Raw genomic sequence first — 14,505 nt, 5'->3', positions numbered from 1 at the left:
AGGTACGGTTGCCTGCTACAACCAACGTACCCGAAGCGGAGGAAAATCGTCCACATAAATCGTCACAGCCAGTCGGCGCTCCGTGACCAGGTGAGAAGATTGTCCAGTTCGCCGTCCACGGGATAGCGGGTGTCGGTGGCCGCGTACGCGCCCCGGTAGAACAGCAGCGGCTGACCGTCCCGGCACTCGCCGAGCTCGGTCACCCGGCCGACGACCACGTGGTGGTCGCCGGCGTCGTGCACGTCCTCGACCTTGCAGTCGATCCAGGTCAGCACGCCGTCGAGCACCGGACAGCCGGCCGGCGACGGCCGCCAGCCGGTGCCGCTGAACCGGTCCGCGCCGCGCGTGCCGAACAGCTTCGACACCTCGCGCTGGTCCTCGGCCAGCACGTTCACGCAGAACAGGCCGGATTCCCTGATGGCGGGCCAGGTTCCGGAGCGCTGGTCGGGGCAGAACAGCACCAGCGGCGGGTCCAGCGACAGCGCCGCGAACGACTGGCAGGCGAAGCCCACCGGCACGCCGTCGGCGACGGTCGTGACAACCGTCACACCGGTGCAGAAGTGGCCGAGGACGTGCCGGAAGCGGTCCATCTACCGGTTGCCGACCGTGAAGTCGTGCCCCCACAGGCTGACCGCCGTGCTCTCCCGGGCGATCCAGCTCTCGTCCTCCACCTGCCGGCCCTCGGTGCCGAACTCGACGTCGAAGCCGCCGGGGGTCTTCATGTAGAAGCTCAGCATCAGGTCGTTGACGTGCCGGCCCAGCGTCGCCGACATCGGCACCTTGCGCCGCGCCGCCCGGTCCATCGCCAGGCCCACGTCGTCGGCGTTGCCGACCTCGATCATCAGGTGCACGATGCCGCTCGGCGTGGGCATGGGCAGGAACGCCAGGCTGTGGTGGCGGGGGTTGCAGCCGAAGAACCGCAGCCACGCCGGCGCGCCGTCGGCCGGGCGGCCGACCAGCTGCGGCGGCAGGCGCATCGAGTCCCGCAGCTTGAAGCCCAGCACGTCCCGGTAGAAGCGCAGCGCCTCCTCGTCGTCACGGGTGCTCAGCACCACGTGCCCCAGACCCTGTTCTCCCGTCACGAAGGTGTGCCCGTACGGGCTGACCACGCGCCGGTGTTGCAGGGCCGCGCCGTGGAAGACCTCCAGCGTGTTGCCGGACGGATCCTCGAAGCGGATCAGGCCGTTGACGCGGCGGTCCGCGAGGTCGGCGTCGCTGGCCTTCTCCACGGCGACGCCGGCGGCGTCGAGCGACGCGGCGACCCCGGCCAGCTCGCCCTCGTTGGCCACCTCCCAGCCGGCCTGGGCCAGCCGGTCCCGCTCGCCGGGGAAGATCACCAGCCGCGCCGGGAAGTCGTCCATCCGCAGGTAGAGGGCCTCGGGGTCGCTGCCCTTGCCCTCGACCATGCCCAGCACCTTCAGCCCGAACTCCCGCCACGCGGCGATGTCCGTCGCCTCGATCCGCAGATACCCCAGGGACCTGATGCCCATGTGTCAGTCCTCGCTCAGGAAGTCGCCTCAAGAAGGAAGTCGATCGCGAGCCGGTTGAACTCGTCGAACTTCTCCAGCTGCGCCCAGTGGCCGCAGCCGCCGAACACGTGCAGCTGCGCCCGGCGGATGACCTTCAGCGCCACGAGCGCGCCGTCCAGGGGGTTGACCCGGTCCTCACGACCCCAGACCAGGAGAACCCGCTGGCGCAGGCGGTGCGCCTCGCGCCAGAGCATGCCCTCCTCGAAGGTGTCCGGCCGCGAGAAGGAGGCGCCCATGGCCGCCATGGCCTTCAGCGAATCCGGTTGGCTGGCCGCCTCGAACCGCTCGTCCACCAGCTCGTCGGTGATCAGCTTCTGGTCGAACACGAGCGTGCGCAGGAACGCCTTGAGCGCTTCCTTCGACGGCGCCATGCCGAACGCGCCGAGCCGCTTCACGCCCTCGGTCGGATCCGGCGCGAACACGTTGAGCCCCAAGCCGCCCGGGGCCATCAGCACGAGCCGGCCGGCCCGGTCGGGATACTTCAGCGCGAACCGCACCGCCGTGCCGCCACCGAGCGAATTCCCCAGCAGGTCGGCCTTGTCCACGTCGAGTTCGTCGAGCAGCGCCTTGAGCGCGTCGGCGCTGTGCGTGAAGTACTGGCCGTGCTCGGTCGGCTTGTCGGACAGGCCGAAGCCGGGCTGGTCGGGGGCGATCACCCGGAAGTGCTTGGCGAACACCGGGACGTTGCGGCCGAAGTTGCTCCAGGCCGACGCGCCGGGGCCGCCGCCGTGCAGCAGCACCAGCGGTTTGCCCTCGCCGGCGTCGTGATAGTGCAGCTTGATCGCGGCTTTTTCGGTGTACGTCATAGCATCGCGTCCTGCACCGGGATGCCGAACTCGCCGTTGCCGAACATGGCGAGTGCGCGCTCGGGGTCGTTGATGGCGTGCACGCGGCCGGCGTGGGCGTCGCGCCAGAACCGCTGGATCGGCGTGCCGACGCGCAGCGCCCGGCCGCCGGAGTTCTCGAACAGCAGGTCGATCGCCTCGATCGACCGGCCGGTGCCGCGCACCTGGTCGCGACGGATCCGCAGCCGCAGCGGCAGCGGGATCCGCTCGCCGCGGTTGGCGTGGCCCATCAGCTCGGTCATGTTGTTCTTGAGCTGCAACCAGGCCGCGTCGATCTCGCTGGCGGCGGTGGCGATGCGGACCTTGGCGAACGGGTCCTCATTGGACCGTTCGCCCTTGTAGGAAGCCCTGACCCGGGCCGACATGTGCTCGACGTGCGCCTCGTACGCGCCGGTGGCCATGCCGATGATCGGCGTGGTGATGGCGTAGGAGAACAGGGAGGCGAACGGCAGCTTGTACAGCGGCGCGGTGTTGAGTTCCTGGCCCGGGCACACGCACCTGGACGTGGCGGCGAAGCTCAGCGCGCGGTGCTCGGGCACGAAGGCGCCGTCCACGATGATGTCGTTGCTGCCGGTGCCGCGCAGGCCGACCGTGTCCCAGACGTCCTCGATGACGTAGTCCTTGCGCGGCAACAGGAACGTGCAGAAGTCGACCTGCTTGCCGTCGCCGTCGGTGACGATGCCGCCGAGGAACACCCAGCTGGCGTGGTCGCAGCCGGAGGAGAAGCTCCAGCGCCCGGAGAACTCGTAGCCGCCCTCGACCAGCTTCGCCCGGCCCATCGGCGCGTACGAGGAGGAGATGCGGGCGTCCGGGTCGTCGCCCCAGACGTCGCGCTGCGCCTCGTCCGGGAACAGGCCCAGCTGCCAGGGGTGGATGCCCACCACCGAGCTGACCCAGCCGGTGGAGCCGCACGCCCCGGCGATCAGCCGGACCGTCTCGTAGAAGGTGATCGGATCCGCCTCCAGCCCGCCGTAGCGGGCCGGCTGGAGCAGCTTGAACACCCCCGCCAGCTGCAACGCCTTGATCGACTCGTCCGGCACCCGCCTGCGGTCCTCGGCGTCCTGGGCCCGCTCGCGCAGCGCCGGCAGGACCTCTCGGACCGCCGCGGTCACCTGCTCGCTCATGGGCCCTAGACTAGAACGTGTTCTCGTTTGTGTCGACCGCTGGCGGTAGCCATCCGCCGCCGCAAAACTATAACCTGTTCCAGTAGTCGCCTCTGGAGGTGTGATGGGTACCGACGTCCGCACGATCGAGGCCGGCGCGCCGCCGTCCCGGTTCGCACGGGGCTGGCACTGCCTGGGGCTCGTCGAGCAGTTCGCCGACGGCAAGCCGCACGCGGTGCAGGCGTTCGGCACCAAGCTGGTGGTGTTCCAGGGCTCCGACGGCGAGCTCAGCGTGCTCGACGCCTACTGCCGGCACATGGGTGGGGACCTCACCCAGGGCACGGTCAAGGGCGACGAGGTCGCCTGCCCGTTCCACGACTGGCGGTGGGGCGGCGACGGGCGCTGCAAGTCGATCCCGTACGCCAAGCGGGTGCCGCTGCGGGCCCGCACCCGGTCCTGGACCACCTGCCAGCAGAACAAGCAGCTGTTCGTCTGGCACGACCCGCAGGGCAACCCGCCGCCGCCCGAGCTGGCCATCCCCCGCATCGAGGGCGCCTTCTCGGACGAGTGGAGCGACTGGACCTGGGACTCGGTGCTGATCGAGGGCGCCAACTGCCGCGAGATCGTGGACAACGTGGTGGACATGGCGCACTTCTTCTACGTGCACTTCGCCTTCCCCACGTACTTCAAGAACGTCTTCGACGGGCACACCGCCAGCCAGTACCTGAACTCCAAGGCGCGGCCCGATGTCAGCGTCGGCTCGACCTACTCGGGCACGGACGACCTGGCGACGCGGTCGGAGGCCTCCTACTACGGGCCGTCGTACATGATCGACTACCTGTGGAACGACGTGCGCGGCACCACGGTGGAGACGGTGCTGATCAACTGCCACTACCCGGTCACGCCCAACTCGTTCGTGCTCCAGTGGGGCGCGATCGTGAAGAAGTTCCCGGGCATCGACGACGCCACGGCCAACAAGATCGCCGCCAGGTTCGCCAAGAACACCGGCGTCGGCTTCCTCCAGGACGTGGAGATCTGGAAGAACAAGGCGCGGATCGACAATCCTCTGCTGTGCGAGGAGGACGGGCCGGTGTACCAGCTGCGGCGCTGGTACGAGCAGTTCTACGTGGACGTCGAGGACGTCCAGGACGACATGGTGCGGCGGTTCGAGTTCGAGGTGGACACCACGCGGGCCAACGAGGTGTGGCACGCCGAGGTCGCCGAGAACCTGGCCCGGCGCGGCGGCTGAGCCGTGCGCGAGTCCGCCCGGTACCTGACCGAGGGGCTGCGGCCGCACGTGTGCGACGGCTGCGGCACCACGGTGCTGGTCAAGAAGAACAGCCCCCAGCACACCAGTGTGCAGTGGCAGAGCGACACCTCCGCCTGCCCGCGGCTCGGGCCGCTGGTGGCCGGCTGCTCGGCGCTGCGCGACAGCATCGAGCGGGCCGTGCGGGACGGGACGATCGAGGTGCCCGCCGATGAATGAGATCCGGGTGGCGGAGGTGATCGAGGAGACTCCCGACGCCGTGTCGCTGGTGCTGGACGCCGATTTCCGCTACGAGCCGGGACAGTTCGTCACGTTCCGGCTGCCGAACGGGCTGGAGCGGTGCTACTCGCTGTCCAGTTCCCCTTACACCGGCGAGAAACCCACCGTGACCGTGAAGCGGATGCCGGGCGGTGAGTGCTCCGGGTGGATCTGTTCGTCGGTGGTCGCCGGGACCGTGCTGGAGGCCCGGCCGCCGGCCGGCATGTTCACACCGTCCTCTCTGGACCACGACCTGGTGCTGTTCGCCGGTGGCAGCGGGATCACGCCGGTGATGTCCGTCATCAAGTCGGTGCTGTGCCGCGGCTCGGGGCGGGTGGTCCTGTTCTACGCCAACCGCGATCCGGCCTCGGTGATCTTCGCCGCCGAGCTGCGGCGGTTGGCCGCCGAGCATCCGGAGCGGTTGCAGGTGACGCATTGGCTGGAGTGCCTGCAAGGCATTCCGTCGGCGGCGCAGCTGGCGGCCTGGGTTGCGCCGTTCGCGCGGCGGGAGGCGCTGGTGTGCGGGCCCGGGCCGTTCATGGACGCCGTGCTGGGGGTGCTGCCGACGGCGCGGGTCGAGCGTTTCGACGTCGTACAGGAGGTTGTCGAGGACACCGGCGATTCCTCCACCGTGGAGGTTTCCCTGGACGGCGAGCGCAAGCGTTTGGCGTGGCCGTCGCATCGGCGGCTGCTCGACGTGTTGCTGGAGAGCGGCTTGGACGCGCCGTACTCGTGCCGACAGGGTCAGTGCAGCGCCTGCGCGTGCCGGGTGGTGCGCGGCGAGGTTCGGCTGCTGCACAACGAGGTCCTGGACTCCGACGACCTCGCCGACGGGTACGCCCTGGCCTGCCAGGCGCTTCCCGTGACCGACGAGGTGGAGATCACGTACGAGGACTGACCTTCAGCTGTGTCGCCTGGCCTCCGCCAGCAACTCCACCTGCTTGAACCAGTCGCCGCCGGCGAAGCTCACCACCAGTTCCTCCGCGCCGGCCGCGAAATGGCCCGCCATCCGGTCCGCCGCCTCCCGTCCCACCCCCGTGATCGGGATCGACTCCGCCTGCTCCAGCGGCATCTTGAACCCGTTGGCCAGGCTGGAAACCAGCGCCTGGCGGCTCGGCGCGCCGTCGCCGAGCGAGGCCACCACGCCGGTGGTGATGCCGGGGGCCTTGCGGCCGCGCTGCTCCGCTCCCTCGTGCAGGATCGTGCGCACCGCCGCCACCGACGTCGGCGTCACCATCGACGGGAACCACGCGTCGCCGTACTCGAGGGTGCGCCGGATCGCCACCCGGCCCGCGCCGCCCACGATCACCGGCGGCATCGGCGATCCCGGCGCCAGCGTGATCGTCGGCGTGCCCGGCAGGTGCGTCAGCTTCGTCGGCTTGCCCGTGACCAGGCCCGGCAGCACCGCCAGCGCCGCGTCCGTCAACCGGCCCCGGTCGCCCTGCGGCACGCCCACCGCCTGCCAGGAGGAGACGCCGTGCGGGGTGCCGCCCGAGCCCACGCCCAGCAGCACGCGGTTGCCGGAGAGCTGTTGGAGGGCCGTGACCTGCTTCGCCACCGCCGCCACCGGCCGTAGCGGCAGGATCAGCACGCCGAAGCCCACGCGGAGCTTCGTCGTCACCGCCGCGGCCGTGGTCAGCACGATCATCGCGTCCAGCATGGGGGTGCCGGAGCCGACCACGATCTGATCGCCGGCCCACACCGCGTCCAGGCCGTGCTCCTCCGCGTGTCGTGCATATGCGACGACATCGCCCGGACTGCCGCCCCGACCCACGGTCGGCAGGAACACACCGACCCGCACGCGGTGATTCTAGCCGGGGCCGTTCAGGTCCAGCCGCATCAGCCAGCGCGGCCGGCGGTCCGAGACCGCCTGCGTGCGCTCGACCCGGCGGAAGCCGGCCGCCTCGAACACCGAGGTCGTGCCGACGTAGGCCGCGGCCTGCTGGATCCGCTCGCCGCCGGGGTCCACCGGGTAGCCCTCGATCGCCGGCGCGCCCTGCTCCCGCGCGTACTCGACGGCGCCCCGGAGCAGGGCGTGCGTGACGCCGCGGCGGCGGTATCCCGGGCGGACCACGAAGCAGACGACGCTCCACACCGGTCGGTCGTCCAGCTGCCGAATCGTGCGCGAGCGCACCAACCGGGCGTACCGGTCCCGCGGGGACACCCCGCACCAGCCGGCCACCTGGCCATCCACGTACGCCAGCACACCCGGCGCCGGCTGGTGGCCGCAGAGGTCGCGCACCCAGTCCGCCCGGCGCTCGCCCAGCAACGCGCCGTTGTCGCGGGCGGCGAGCCGGTAGGACAGGCACCAGCAGGCACGGTCGTTGCCGCCCGGGTTCAGCACCGCGGCCACGTCCTCGAACCGGCTCGCGTCCGCGGGCCGCACTTCCGTCGACATGCGGCCACGCTAGCGCTTGGCCGTCACCGCCACCGTCACGTAGGGCAGGGTGAATCCGTCGCCGAGCGCGGGCGCCACGCCGGCCAGCACCTCCGCGCGCCTGTCGTCGGACAGCGCCGTCATGCCGCCGTGCGTGGACAACAACTCCAGCCATTCGTCCCGGGTGTAGTGGCACTCCCAGTCGTAGCGCCACTGCTCCGGCTCGTCGAAGCCGGCCTGTCGCATGGCGTCCGCGGTCAGGTCGAACTGCCGCTGGTAGAGCTCCAGCATCGTCTTGCCGGTGTCGAAGTCGAACGGCGCGTCGGGGACGGCTCGCTTGTAGACGGTCGCGAAGGCCTGCGCGATCGGCTTCGGCAGGTCGAACACGTGCCAGAACGTCGCCAGCCGGCCACCGGGTTCGAGCACCTCGGCGGCCTTCCGCGCGCCTGCGACGGCATCCACCCAGTGCCAGGCGGTGCCCGAGACCACCCCGTCGAAGCGGCGGCCGCACGGTTTCCAGTCCTCGAACCTGGAGACCTCCGTCTCGACGCCGGAGGTGCGGGCGAACTCGGCCATCCTGGCGTCCGGCTCGACGCCCAGGACCGTGCAGCCGAGGGCCTGGAACTGCCGGGCCTCGATGCCCGTGCCGGCACCGACGTTCAGCAGCCTCGGGCCGGGGCTGCCCTGGGCGATCCGCGCGATCAGGTCGTCGGGGTAGGGCGGGCGGTTGCGGTCGTAGCGGACCGGGTCGACGCCGAACGACTCCGCGACCGAACGTGGCGTAATGGGCATGCGCCCACTCTAATGGGCACTCGCCCACTTGGATAGGGTTCCGTGCGTGCCTACCGGCGTGCATATCCAGGACGCTCGCGCGCAGCTGTTCGACGCCGCCGAGCGCGTGCTGCTGCGCGAGGGGCCGCACGCGCTGACCAGCCGCGCCGTGACCACCGAGGCCGGGGTCGCGAAGGGGGTGCTGCACCGGCACTTCCCCGACTTCGACGGGTTTCTCACCGAGCTCGTGCTGGACCGCATCGCGCGGCTGCCGTCGCTCGGCCCGGAGCCCGGTGTCGGCGAGATCGTCGACAACCTGACCGAGTTCCTGAGCGCGGTGTTCACGTCCGTCGCCGTGTCGATCGTCGCGCTGATCACCTTCCGTGACGACCTGCGGCGGCGGCTGCGGGCGGTGCGCGGGCCGGGTGTTCCCCTCGCCTCCGAGGCCGGCGCGCTGCTCCGGCAGTATTTGCGGGACGAGCGCGAGCTCGGCCGGCTCGCCGCCGACGCCGACATCGACACCGTGGCCCCGACGTTGATCGGCGCCGGGCACCTGATCTTCGCCGACCGCGAGTCCGGGCCGCCGTCGGAGGATGCCGTGCGGCGGATGGTCCGTACGGTGCTGGCCGGTGCGACTACCGACCGCTGAGCCGGCGCACCAGATCCGCCGCCTTGCCGAGATCCGCCAGCTCCTGCGCCGACATCGAGGGGTTCGTCTCGCGGAGTCTGACCGCCGCCGGCAACTCGGTGGTGATGTCCAGCCTGGGCGCGAAGACTCGCAGCAGGTCGTGTGCGAGGTCGGCCAGGTCCGTGCCGCCGACCGACACCTGGGCGAGGATCAGCGCCGAGATCGCCGGGTCCAGGCCGGGCGGCCCCTCGGTGCAGTTGCTCCAGTCGATGAGGACCGGGCCGTTCGGGCTGAGGATGACGTTGTCGGGGTGTAGGTCCAGGTGAAGGATGTCGGCCTGGCGCAAGCGTGTGTGCAGCGTGGTCATGATCTCGGCGGCGGTGGTGACGTCGAGGTCTTCGGTGAGCAGGGCGGTGAGCATGCTCGGGCCCTCGACGCGCTCCATGACCAGGTCACGGCCGGCGGCATGGTGCACCGCCGGCACCGGAAAGCCCTGCGCCGCCAGGCGAATCATCACCTCCGCCTCCCGTTCGACGCCCCGGTCGTCGCGGCTGCGCCGCAGCACCCGGTTGTCGCCGATGTCGAAGACATCGGCCTCGCGGCCCGAGGCAAGAAGTTCCACGACGTGGATGGTATGGGGTCGCAGCTCGCCGCCACCGCGATTTTGTGGCGCCGGGATCACTGACCCAGGAGCTTGAGCACCTCGGCGACGGGCAGGTCGAGGTCCTTGGCGGGGTCCCAGTGGGCCATCACGGCGGCGGAGCCGGCGGCGAGGTCCGCGGGTAGGCCGGCGGCGCGGAGGGTGGCGGCGGCTTCGAGCATCTCGGGGGCCCAGCGCCAGCCCCGGGCGGCCATGGACGGGTAGGACTCGACCTGCAACAGCGGGCGGGCGTGGAGGCGGCCGGCCTCCTCCAGGAGCACGTCGCCGACGCCGTGGGCGGCGGCGAGGGCGTGCGACACGGCGGCGAGGGCCCAGGTGGTCTTCTGGTACGTGGCGTAGGCGATCTTCAACGCGGAGGCGACGCCGACGTCACCGGGGAGGACGACGACGTCGAGGGCGGTGCCGGCGAACAGCTCGGGCACGCCGGTGGCGTCGCCGGAGAGGCACAGGCGGGTGGTGCCGGGCTGGGACGGCGGGCCGCCGATGATGCCGCCGTCGACGACGCGGGCGCCCGGCAGCGAAGCCGCGATCCGTTGCGAGCGCTCGGGGGCGATGGCGTTGGCCTCGACGTAGACGCCGTCAAAGCCGGCTACCTCATGTGCAACGTCCTCGGCGAACGCGGGCGGGCAGATGGACAGCACGACCGAGGATTCGGCCAGGGCGGAGGCAAGATCCGGGCGCTCGACCAGGCCGGCTTCGGCGGCCCGGCGGCGGGTCGCCGCGCTGCGGCCGGCGCCGACCCAGAGCACGGTGGCCCCGGCGGACACGGCCTGCCGGCCGACGGCGGCGCCCATCGCGCCGGGGTGCAGCAAGGTGACGACGGTCATGCACCAAGTCTTACCGGCCGCGAAGCTCCAGCGCGATGTCGATGAGCTGGTCCTCCTGCCCACCGACGAGCCGCCGCTGCCCGGCGCGCACGAGGATCTCCGGGCCCGAGACGCCGTAGCGCTCGGCCTGACGGTACGCATGGCGCAGGAAGCTGGAGTACACGCCGGCATAGCCCATGAGCAGGGCCATCCGGTCGAGCTGGCACTCCTGGTCCATCACCGGCGCCACGACGTCCTCGGCGGCGTCGAGCATCTTGAAGAAGTCGATGCCGGTGTCGATGCCGAGCTTGTCGCAGACGCCGACGAACGCCTCGACAGGAGTGTTGCCGGCCCCCGCGCCGAATCGCCGTGCGCTGCCGTCGATCTGACGAGCGCCGGCCCGCACGGCGATGATCGAGTTGGCGACGCCGAGGCCGAGGTTCTCGTGGCCGTGGAACCCGACCTGGGCGTCCTCGCCCAGCTCGGCGACCAGCGCCGACACCCGGTCGCCGACCTGGTCCATGATCAGCGCCCCGGCGGAGTCCACCACGTACACGCACTGGCAGCCGGCGTCGGCCATGATCCGGGCCTGCTGGGCCAGCTTCTCCGGCGGCTGGGAGTGGGCCATCATCAGGAATCCGACGGTCTCCAGCCCCCTCTCCCGCGCCAACCCGAAGTGCTGCACGGAGATGTCCGCCTCGGTGCAATGCGTCGCAATGCGGCAGATCTGCGCGCCGTTGTCGGCGGAGACCAGGATGTCGTCCTTGACGCCGACGCCGGGCAGCATCAGGAACGCGATGCGGGCGCGGGACGCCGTGGCGACGGCGGTCTTGATCAGCTCCTGTTCGGGCGTGTGGCTGAAGCCGTAGGTGAACGACGAGCCGCCGAGCCCGTCGCCGTGGGTCACCTCGATCACCGGGACGCCGGCATCGTCAAGCGCGCCAACGATGTTGCGCACATCGTCCACGGTGAACTGGTGCCGCTTGGCGTGCGAACCGTCGCGCAGCGAGGTGTCGGTGACACGGACGTCCATCGCTCAGCCCTTCGCCAGTTGCTCGCCGACGCGCGTCGCCGCGGCGGTCATGATGTCCAGATTCCCGGAGTACGACGGGAGGAAGTCGCCGGCGCCCTCGACCTCGATGAACACGCACACCCTCGCCATGCCGCCGGTGGCGGCGGACGGCGGGTCGAACTGCGGCTCGTCGAGCAGCCGGTAGCCGGGCACGTAGCCGGCGACCTCGTTGACCATGTCCCGGATCGACACCGCGACCAGCTCGGTGTCGGCGTCCTCGGGAATGGCGCAGAAGATGGTGTCCCGCATGACCATCGGCGGCTCGGCCGGGTTCAGCACGATGATCGCCTTGCCGCGTGCGGCCCCGCCGATCACCTCGATGCCGTGGCTGGTGGTGCGGGTGAACTCGTCGATGTTGGCCCGGGTGCCGGGGCCGGCCGACCGGGACGACACGGTGGCGACGATTTCCGCGTAGCTGACGGGAACCGCGCGCGAGACGGCCTTGACGATCGGGATGGTCGCCTGCCCGCCGCAGGTGATCAGATTGACGTTGGGGGCGGTCAGGTGTTCACCGAGATTGACCGGCGGCACGACGTACGGGCCGACGGCGGCGGGCGTCAGGTCGATCGCCTTGATCCCGGCGGCCTCGTAGCGCGGCGCGTTGGCACGGTGCACGGCGGCGGAGGTCGCCTCGAACACCAGGTCCGGCAGCTCGTCCTGGGCGAGCAGCCAGTCCACGCCGTCGACCGACGTCCGCAGGCCGTGTTCCCGCGCCTGCGCCAGGCCCTCGCTCGCCGGGTCGATCCCGACCATCCACTGCGGATCGACCAGGTCCGAGCGGAGCAGCTTGTACATCAGGTCGGTGCCGATGTTGCCGGAGCCGACGATCGCGGCCGTGGCCGTCACTGCGCACCTCCGTTGAAGTTCAGGGAAACCATGCCCAGGCCGGTGAAGTCGGCCTGGAAGCGATCACCCGCGCGGGCGTCGATGGCCTTGGTGCACGAGCCGGGCAGCACGATGTTGCCGGCGCGCAGGCGCACGCCGAAGTCGGCGACCTTGCGCGCCAGCCACGCGACCGCGATGACGGGATTGCCCAGCACGGCGTCGGATCTGCCCTCGGCGACCACTTCCCCGTTGCGCCGCAGGGACGCCTCGATCTTGCGGAGGTCCAGCGCGCCCGGCGGCACCCGGGCCGGACCGAGCACGAAGCCGGCCGAGGAGGCGTTGTCGGCGATGGTGTCGGCCAGCCCGATCTTCCAGTCGGCGATCCGGCTGTCGATGAGCTCGATCGCCGGCGCGAGCGCGGCGGTGGCGGCGAGCACGTCGTCCTCGGTGCAGCCGGCGCCGGGCAGGTCCGCGCCGAGCACGAAGCCGACCTCGACCTCGACCCGCGGCTGGCAGTACTTCCGCGCCGGCACCGAATGCCGCGAGTCCAGGGCCATGTCGTCGAGCAGGTGCCCGTAGTCGGGCTCGTCCACGCCCATCATCTGCTGCATGACCGGCGAGGACAGCCCGACCTTGTGGCCGAGCACCGGCCGGCCGCGGCGGCGGATGTTGAGCAGCTGGATCTCGTACGCGTCGACGACGTCGATCTCCGGCCAGACCGCGGTGAGCGGCGGGATCGGGGCCCGGTCCCGCTCGGCGGCACGCAGCCGGTCGGCCGCGTCGAGGCGCTGGTCAGCGCTGAGCACCGGACCTCCTCACGGCGGCGACGTGCCGCCCGGCGCGTCGCCCTGAGTAGACGCAGTCGGCCAGGGACAGGCCGCTGACATAGGAGTTGGAGCAGATGCCGACGGCGTTGCGGCCGGCGGCGTAGAGCCCGGGGACCGGTGTGCCGGCGTCCGAGAGCACCGCGCCGGTGTCCTCGTCGACGACCAGGCCGCCGAGCGTGAGCATCGGGCACGGGTAGCCGACGCTGCGCTTGACCGACACATCGATCAGCGAAAACGGCGGTGCGCCGTCGAAATCCTTGATGGTGACGCCGGTTCGTCGCGACAGCTCGTCCAGGCTTCCGGCGGTCGTGCGGGCGCGGGCGAACAGGTAGTGGGTCTGCAGCCGCTGGAACCATGTTGTCTGGGACGGGATCTGCCGTTTCGCCTCGGCCAGCGTCGGCCCGTCGACGAGCAGCCAGCCCTTGCCGCCGTGCTCGGTGATCATGGCGTGGCCGACCGCGGCGCCGTAGCGGTTGAGGTCGCAGATCTCGTCGCCGCTCTCGTTGATCAGCCGGCCCTTCATCAGGGCGCTCGGCGGTGTGACGAAGCGCCAGGCCGACACGTGGTCGAGCTTGTCGGTGGCGCCGCCGACCTCTGCGCCGAGGCGGATGCCGCTGCCGTCGTCGCCGAGGGTGCCGAGCGGGAGACCGCGCCGATAGGCGGGCGCGTGTTCCTTCATCATCACGGGGTTCGCGACGAAACCGCCGGCACAGAGGATCACGCCCTCGCTGGCGTTGACGGTGATCTCCGTGCCGTGCCTGGCCTCGATGCGGCGGATCGACCGGTGCAGGCGTCGCCGCAGCGACGGCACGTACAGGCCGGGTTTGGCGGCGAGCCTGCCGAGGAACCGGTGCAGCCGCGCCGGAAAGCCGGTCAGCTGCCGGCAGACCACGCCCACCACCCGGCCGTTCGGGTCGGTGATCAGCCGCTGCGCGGTGGTCCGGCGCAGGATCCGTACGCCGCGGTCGATCGCCGCGCGCTCCAGCCGGTGGAACAGCAGCTTGCCGGAGGTGCCCCGGCCGGCGGTGCGGTGGCCGCGCGGGGCCGGATTGTCGTACAGCGTCTCGCTGCCGGAGTAGTACAGGTAGTGCCGGTTGGTCGGATAGGACGTCTTGTACGGGCAGACGCTGGCCGCGAACGGCACGCCCTTGTCCTGGAGCCAGGCCAGCATGTCGGGGCTGCCGTCGCAGAAGGCGCGCAGGGTCTGGGCCGTGACGGCGTCGCCGACCTCGTGCGCGAGGTAGTCGTACATGGCGTCGGTCGTGTCCGCGATGCCGGCTTTGGCCTGCTGGGCGGTGCCGCCGCCGGCGTAGACCACGCCGCCGGACAGCGCGGTCGCCCCGCCGCCGTCGAACCGGTCGAGCACGACCACGTCCGCCCCGGCCTCGGCGGCCTCGATCGCGGCGCACGCGCCGGCCGCCCCGAACCCGACCACCACGACCCCGGCGAGCACCCGACCTCCCGAGTAGAACGTGTTTCAGTTTCTACGTCCCCAACCATAGCGTTCCCGGCGTTGTTGTCTATAACCTGTTCTAC

At 71.1% G+C, this 14,505-nt stretch carries 17 protein-coding genes; 4 read left to right on the top strand and 13 right to left on the bottom strand.

Features of this window, described 5'->3' with window-relative positions; genetic code table 11:
* Window positions 1–62 precede the first annotated feature (62 nt).
* The 4 genes from hsaB to hsaA are packed head-to-tail and all read right to left on the bottom strand — an operon-like array spanning window position 63 to window position 3,498.
* Entirely contained in the window at window positions 63–590 is a 528-nt protein-coding gene (gene hsaB / locus BCF44_RS38035) for a 3-hydroxy-9,10-secoandrosta-1,3,5(10)-triene-9,17-dione monooxygenase reductase subunit (protein WP_116179332.1), read from the bottom strand.
* A complete protein-coding gene (gene hsaC, locus BCF44_RS38030; protein ID WP_116179331.1) occupies window positions 591–1,490 on the bottom strand; it encodes an iron-dependent extradiol dioxygenase HsaC in 900 nt (299 codons plus the stop codon).
* A 14-nt stretch (window positions 1,491–1,504) separates the two neighbouring features.
* Window positions 1,505–2,335, bottom strand: coding sequence for a 4,5:9,10-diseco-3-hydroxy-5,9,17-trioxoandrosta-1(10),2-diene-4-oate hydrolase (hsaD, locus tag BCF44_RS38025; protein ID WP_116179330.1), 831 nt, complete (start codon window positions 2,333–2,335; stop codon window positions 1,505–1,507).
* Window positions 2,332–3,498: a 3-hydroxy-9,10-secoandrosta-1,3,5(10)-triene-9,17-dione monooxygenase oxygenase subunit gene (gene hsaA, locus BCF44_RS38020; protein ID WP_116179329.1), complete on the bottom strand. Its 1,167-nt coding sequence runs from the start codon at window positions 3,496–3,498 to the stop codon at window positions 2,332–2,334. Before hsaA ends, hsaD begins: the two co-directional genes overlap by 4 nt.
* Before the next feature lie 103 nt (window positions 3,499–3,601).
* Between hsaA and BCF44_RS38015 the strand changes: the two genes are divergently transcribed.
* Genes BCF44_RS38015 through BCF44_RS38005 form a run of 3 tightly spaced genes read left to right on the top strand, consistent with a single transcriptional unit; the run spans window position 3,602 to window position 5,900 of the window.
* Entirely contained in the window at window positions 3,602–4,726 is a 1,125-nt protein-coding gene (locus BCF44_RS38015) for a 3-ketosteroid-9-alpha-monooxygenase, oxygenase component (RefSeq protein ID WP_116179328.1), read from the top strand.
* Window positions 4,727–4,729: 3 nt separating this feature from the next.
* On the top strand, window positions 4,730–4,963 hold the full coding sequence (locus tag BCF44_RS38010) for a hypothetical protein (RefSeq protein ID WP_116179327.1): 234 nt from the start codon (window positions 4,730–4,732) through the stop codon (window positions 4,961–4,963).
* Window positions 4,956–5,900, top strand: a complete 945-nt coding sequence (locus BCF44_RS38005) for a ferredoxin--NADP reductase (protein ID WP_116179326.1) — start codon at window positions 4,956–4,958, stop codon at window positions 5,898–5,900. The genes BCF44_RS38010 and BCF44_RS38005 overlap by 8 nt, the downstream gene beginning before the upstream one ends.
* 3 nt (window positions 5,901–5,903) lie before the next feature.
* Here the strand turns inward: BCF44_RS38005 and BCF44_RS38000 are convergent, their stop codons facing one another.
* The 3 genes from BCF44_RS38000 to BCF44_RS37990 are packed head-to-tail and all read right to left on the bottom strand — an operon-like array spanning window position 5,904 to window position 8,171.
* Window positions 5,904–6,803 carry an LLM class flavin-dependent oxidoreductase gene (locus BCF44_RS38000; RefSeq protein WP_116179325.1) on the bottom strand — a complete coding sequence of 300 codons (900 nt, stop codon included), beginning with the start codon at window positions 6,801–6,803 and terminating at the stop codon, window positions 5,904–5,906.
* Window positions 6,804–6,812: 9 nt separating this feature from the next.
* Window positions 6,813–7,400, bottom strand: a complete 588-nt coding sequence (locus tag BCF44_RS37995) for a GNAT family N-acetyltransferase (protein WP_116179324.1) — start codon at window positions 7,398–7,400, stop codon at window positions 6,813–6,815.
* 9 nt (window positions 7,401–7,409) lie between these two features.
* Complete coding sequence (locus BCF44_RS37990; protein ID WP_116179323.1) at window positions 7,410–8,171, bottom strand: class I SAM-dependent methyltransferase; 762 nt, start codon at window positions 8,169–8,171, stop codon at window positions 7,410–7,412.
* A 46-nt stretch (window positions 8,172–8,217) separates the two neighbouring features.
* On the opposite strand from BCF44_RS37990, the gene BCF44_RS37985 reads away from it, so the two are divergent.
* Window positions 8,218–8,799, top strand: a complete 582-nt coding sequence (locus BCF44_RS37985) for a TetR family transcriptional regulator (protein WP_116179322.1) — start codon at window positions 8,218–8,220, stop codon at window positions 8,797–8,799.
* On the opposite strand, the gene BCF44_RS37980 is transcribed toward BCF44_RS37985, so the two are convergent.
* The 6 genes from BCF44_RS37980 to BCF44_RS37955 are packed head-to-tail and all read right to left on the bottom strand — an operon-like array spanning window position 8,786 to window position 14,422.
* Window positions 8,786–9,400, bottom strand: coding sequence for a phosphotransferase (locus tag BCF44_RS37980; protein ID WP_211353401.1), 615 nt, complete (start codon window positions 9,398–9,400; stop codon window positions 8,786–8,788). The two genes, BCF44_RS37985 and BCF44_RS37980, sit on opposite strands and share 14 nt — an antisense overlap.
* A gap of 56 nt (window positions 9,401–9,456) precedes the next feature.
* Complete coding sequence (locus tag BCF44_RS37975; RefSeq protein WP_116179321.1) at window positions 9,457–10,266, bottom strand: DUF1932 domain-containing protein; 810 nt, start codon at window positions 10,264–10,266, stop codon at window positions 9,457–9,459.
* A 10-nt stretch (window positions 10,267–10,276) separates the two neighbouring features.
* Window positions 10,277–11,278, bottom strand: a complete 1,002-nt coding sequence (gene dmpG / locus BCF44_RS37970; protein WP_116179320.1) for a 4-hydroxy-2-oxovalerate aldolase — start codon at window positions 11,276–11,278, stop codon at window positions 10,277–10,279.
* Window positions 11,279–11,281: 3 nt separating this feature from the next.
* Complete coding sequence (locus BCF44_RS37965; RefSeq protein WP_281283187.1) at window positions 11,282–12,163, bottom strand: acetaldehyde dehydrogenase (acetylating); 882 nt, start codon at window positions 12,161–12,163, stop codon at window positions 11,282–11,284.
* Window positions 12,160–12,948, bottom strand: coding sequence for a 2-keto-4-pentenoate hydratase (locus BCF44_RS37960; protein WP_116179319.1), 789 nt, complete (start codon window positions 12,946–12,948; stop codon window positions 12,160–12,162). Before BCF44_RS37960 ends, BCF44_RS37965 begins: the two co-directional genes overlap by 4 nt.
* Window positions 12,935–14,422 (bottom strand): FAD-binding protein, encoded by a 1,488-nt coding sequence (locus tag BCF44_RS37955; RefSeq protein WP_116179318.1) that lies wholly within the window; start codon window positions 14,420–14,422, stop codon window positions 12,935–12,937. The genes BCF44_RS37960 and BCF44_RS37955 overlap by 14 nt, the downstream gene beginning before the upstream one ends.
* Window positions 14,423–14,505: the final 83 nt, after the last annotated feature.

This window comes from Kutzneria buriramensis (genome assembly GCF_003387475.1).
GTDB lineage: Bacteria > Actinomycetota > Actinomycetes > Mycobacteriales > Pseudonocardiaceae > Kutzneria > Kutzneria buriramensis.
Note: the sequence above shows the minus strand (reverse complement) of the source record. Positions and strands in the feature narration are given on the sequence as shown.

Bases quoted from the DNA above. Each gene is read 5' to 3' on its own strand.
- hsaB (WP_116179332.1), bottom strand. From the start codon at position 590: ATGGACCGCTTCCGGCACGTCCTCGGCCACTTCTGCACCGGTGTGACG.
- hsaC (WP_116179331.1), bottom strand. From the start codon at position 1,490: ATGGGCATCAGGTCCCTGGGGTATCTGCGGATCGAGGCGACGGACATC.
- hsaD (WP_116179330.1), bottom strand. From the start codon at position 2,335: ATGACGTACACCGAAAAAGCCGCGATCAAGCTGCACTATCACGACGCC.
- hsaA (WP_116179329.1), bottom strand. From the start codon at position 3,498: ATGAGCGAGCAGGTGACCGCGGCGGTCCGAGAGGTCCTGCCGGCGCTG.
- BCF44_RS38015 (WP_116179328.1), top strand. From the start codon at position 3,602: ATGGGTACCGACGTCCGCACGATCGAGGCCGGCGCGCCGCCGTCCCGG.
- BCF44_RS38005 (WP_116179326.1), top strand. From the start codon at position 4,956: ATGAATGAGATCCGGGTGGCGGAGGTGATCGAGGAGACTCCCGACGCC.
- BCF44_RS37995 (WP_116179324.1), bottom strand. From the start codon at position 7,400: ATGTCGACGGAAGTGCGGCCCGCGGACGCGAGCCGGTTCGAGGACGTG.
- BCF44_RS37990 (WP_116179323.1), bottom strand. From the start codon at position 8,171: ATGCCCATTACGCCACGTTCGGTCGCGGAGTCGTTCGGCGTCGACCCG.
- BCF44_RS37975 (WP_116179321.1), bottom strand. From the start codon at position 10,266: ATGACCGTCGTCACCTTGCTGCACCCCGGCGCGATGGGCGCCGCCGTC.
- dmpG (WP_116179320.1), bottom strand. From the start codon at position 11,278: ATGGACGTCCGTGTCACCGACACCTCGCTGCGCGACGGTTCGCACGCC.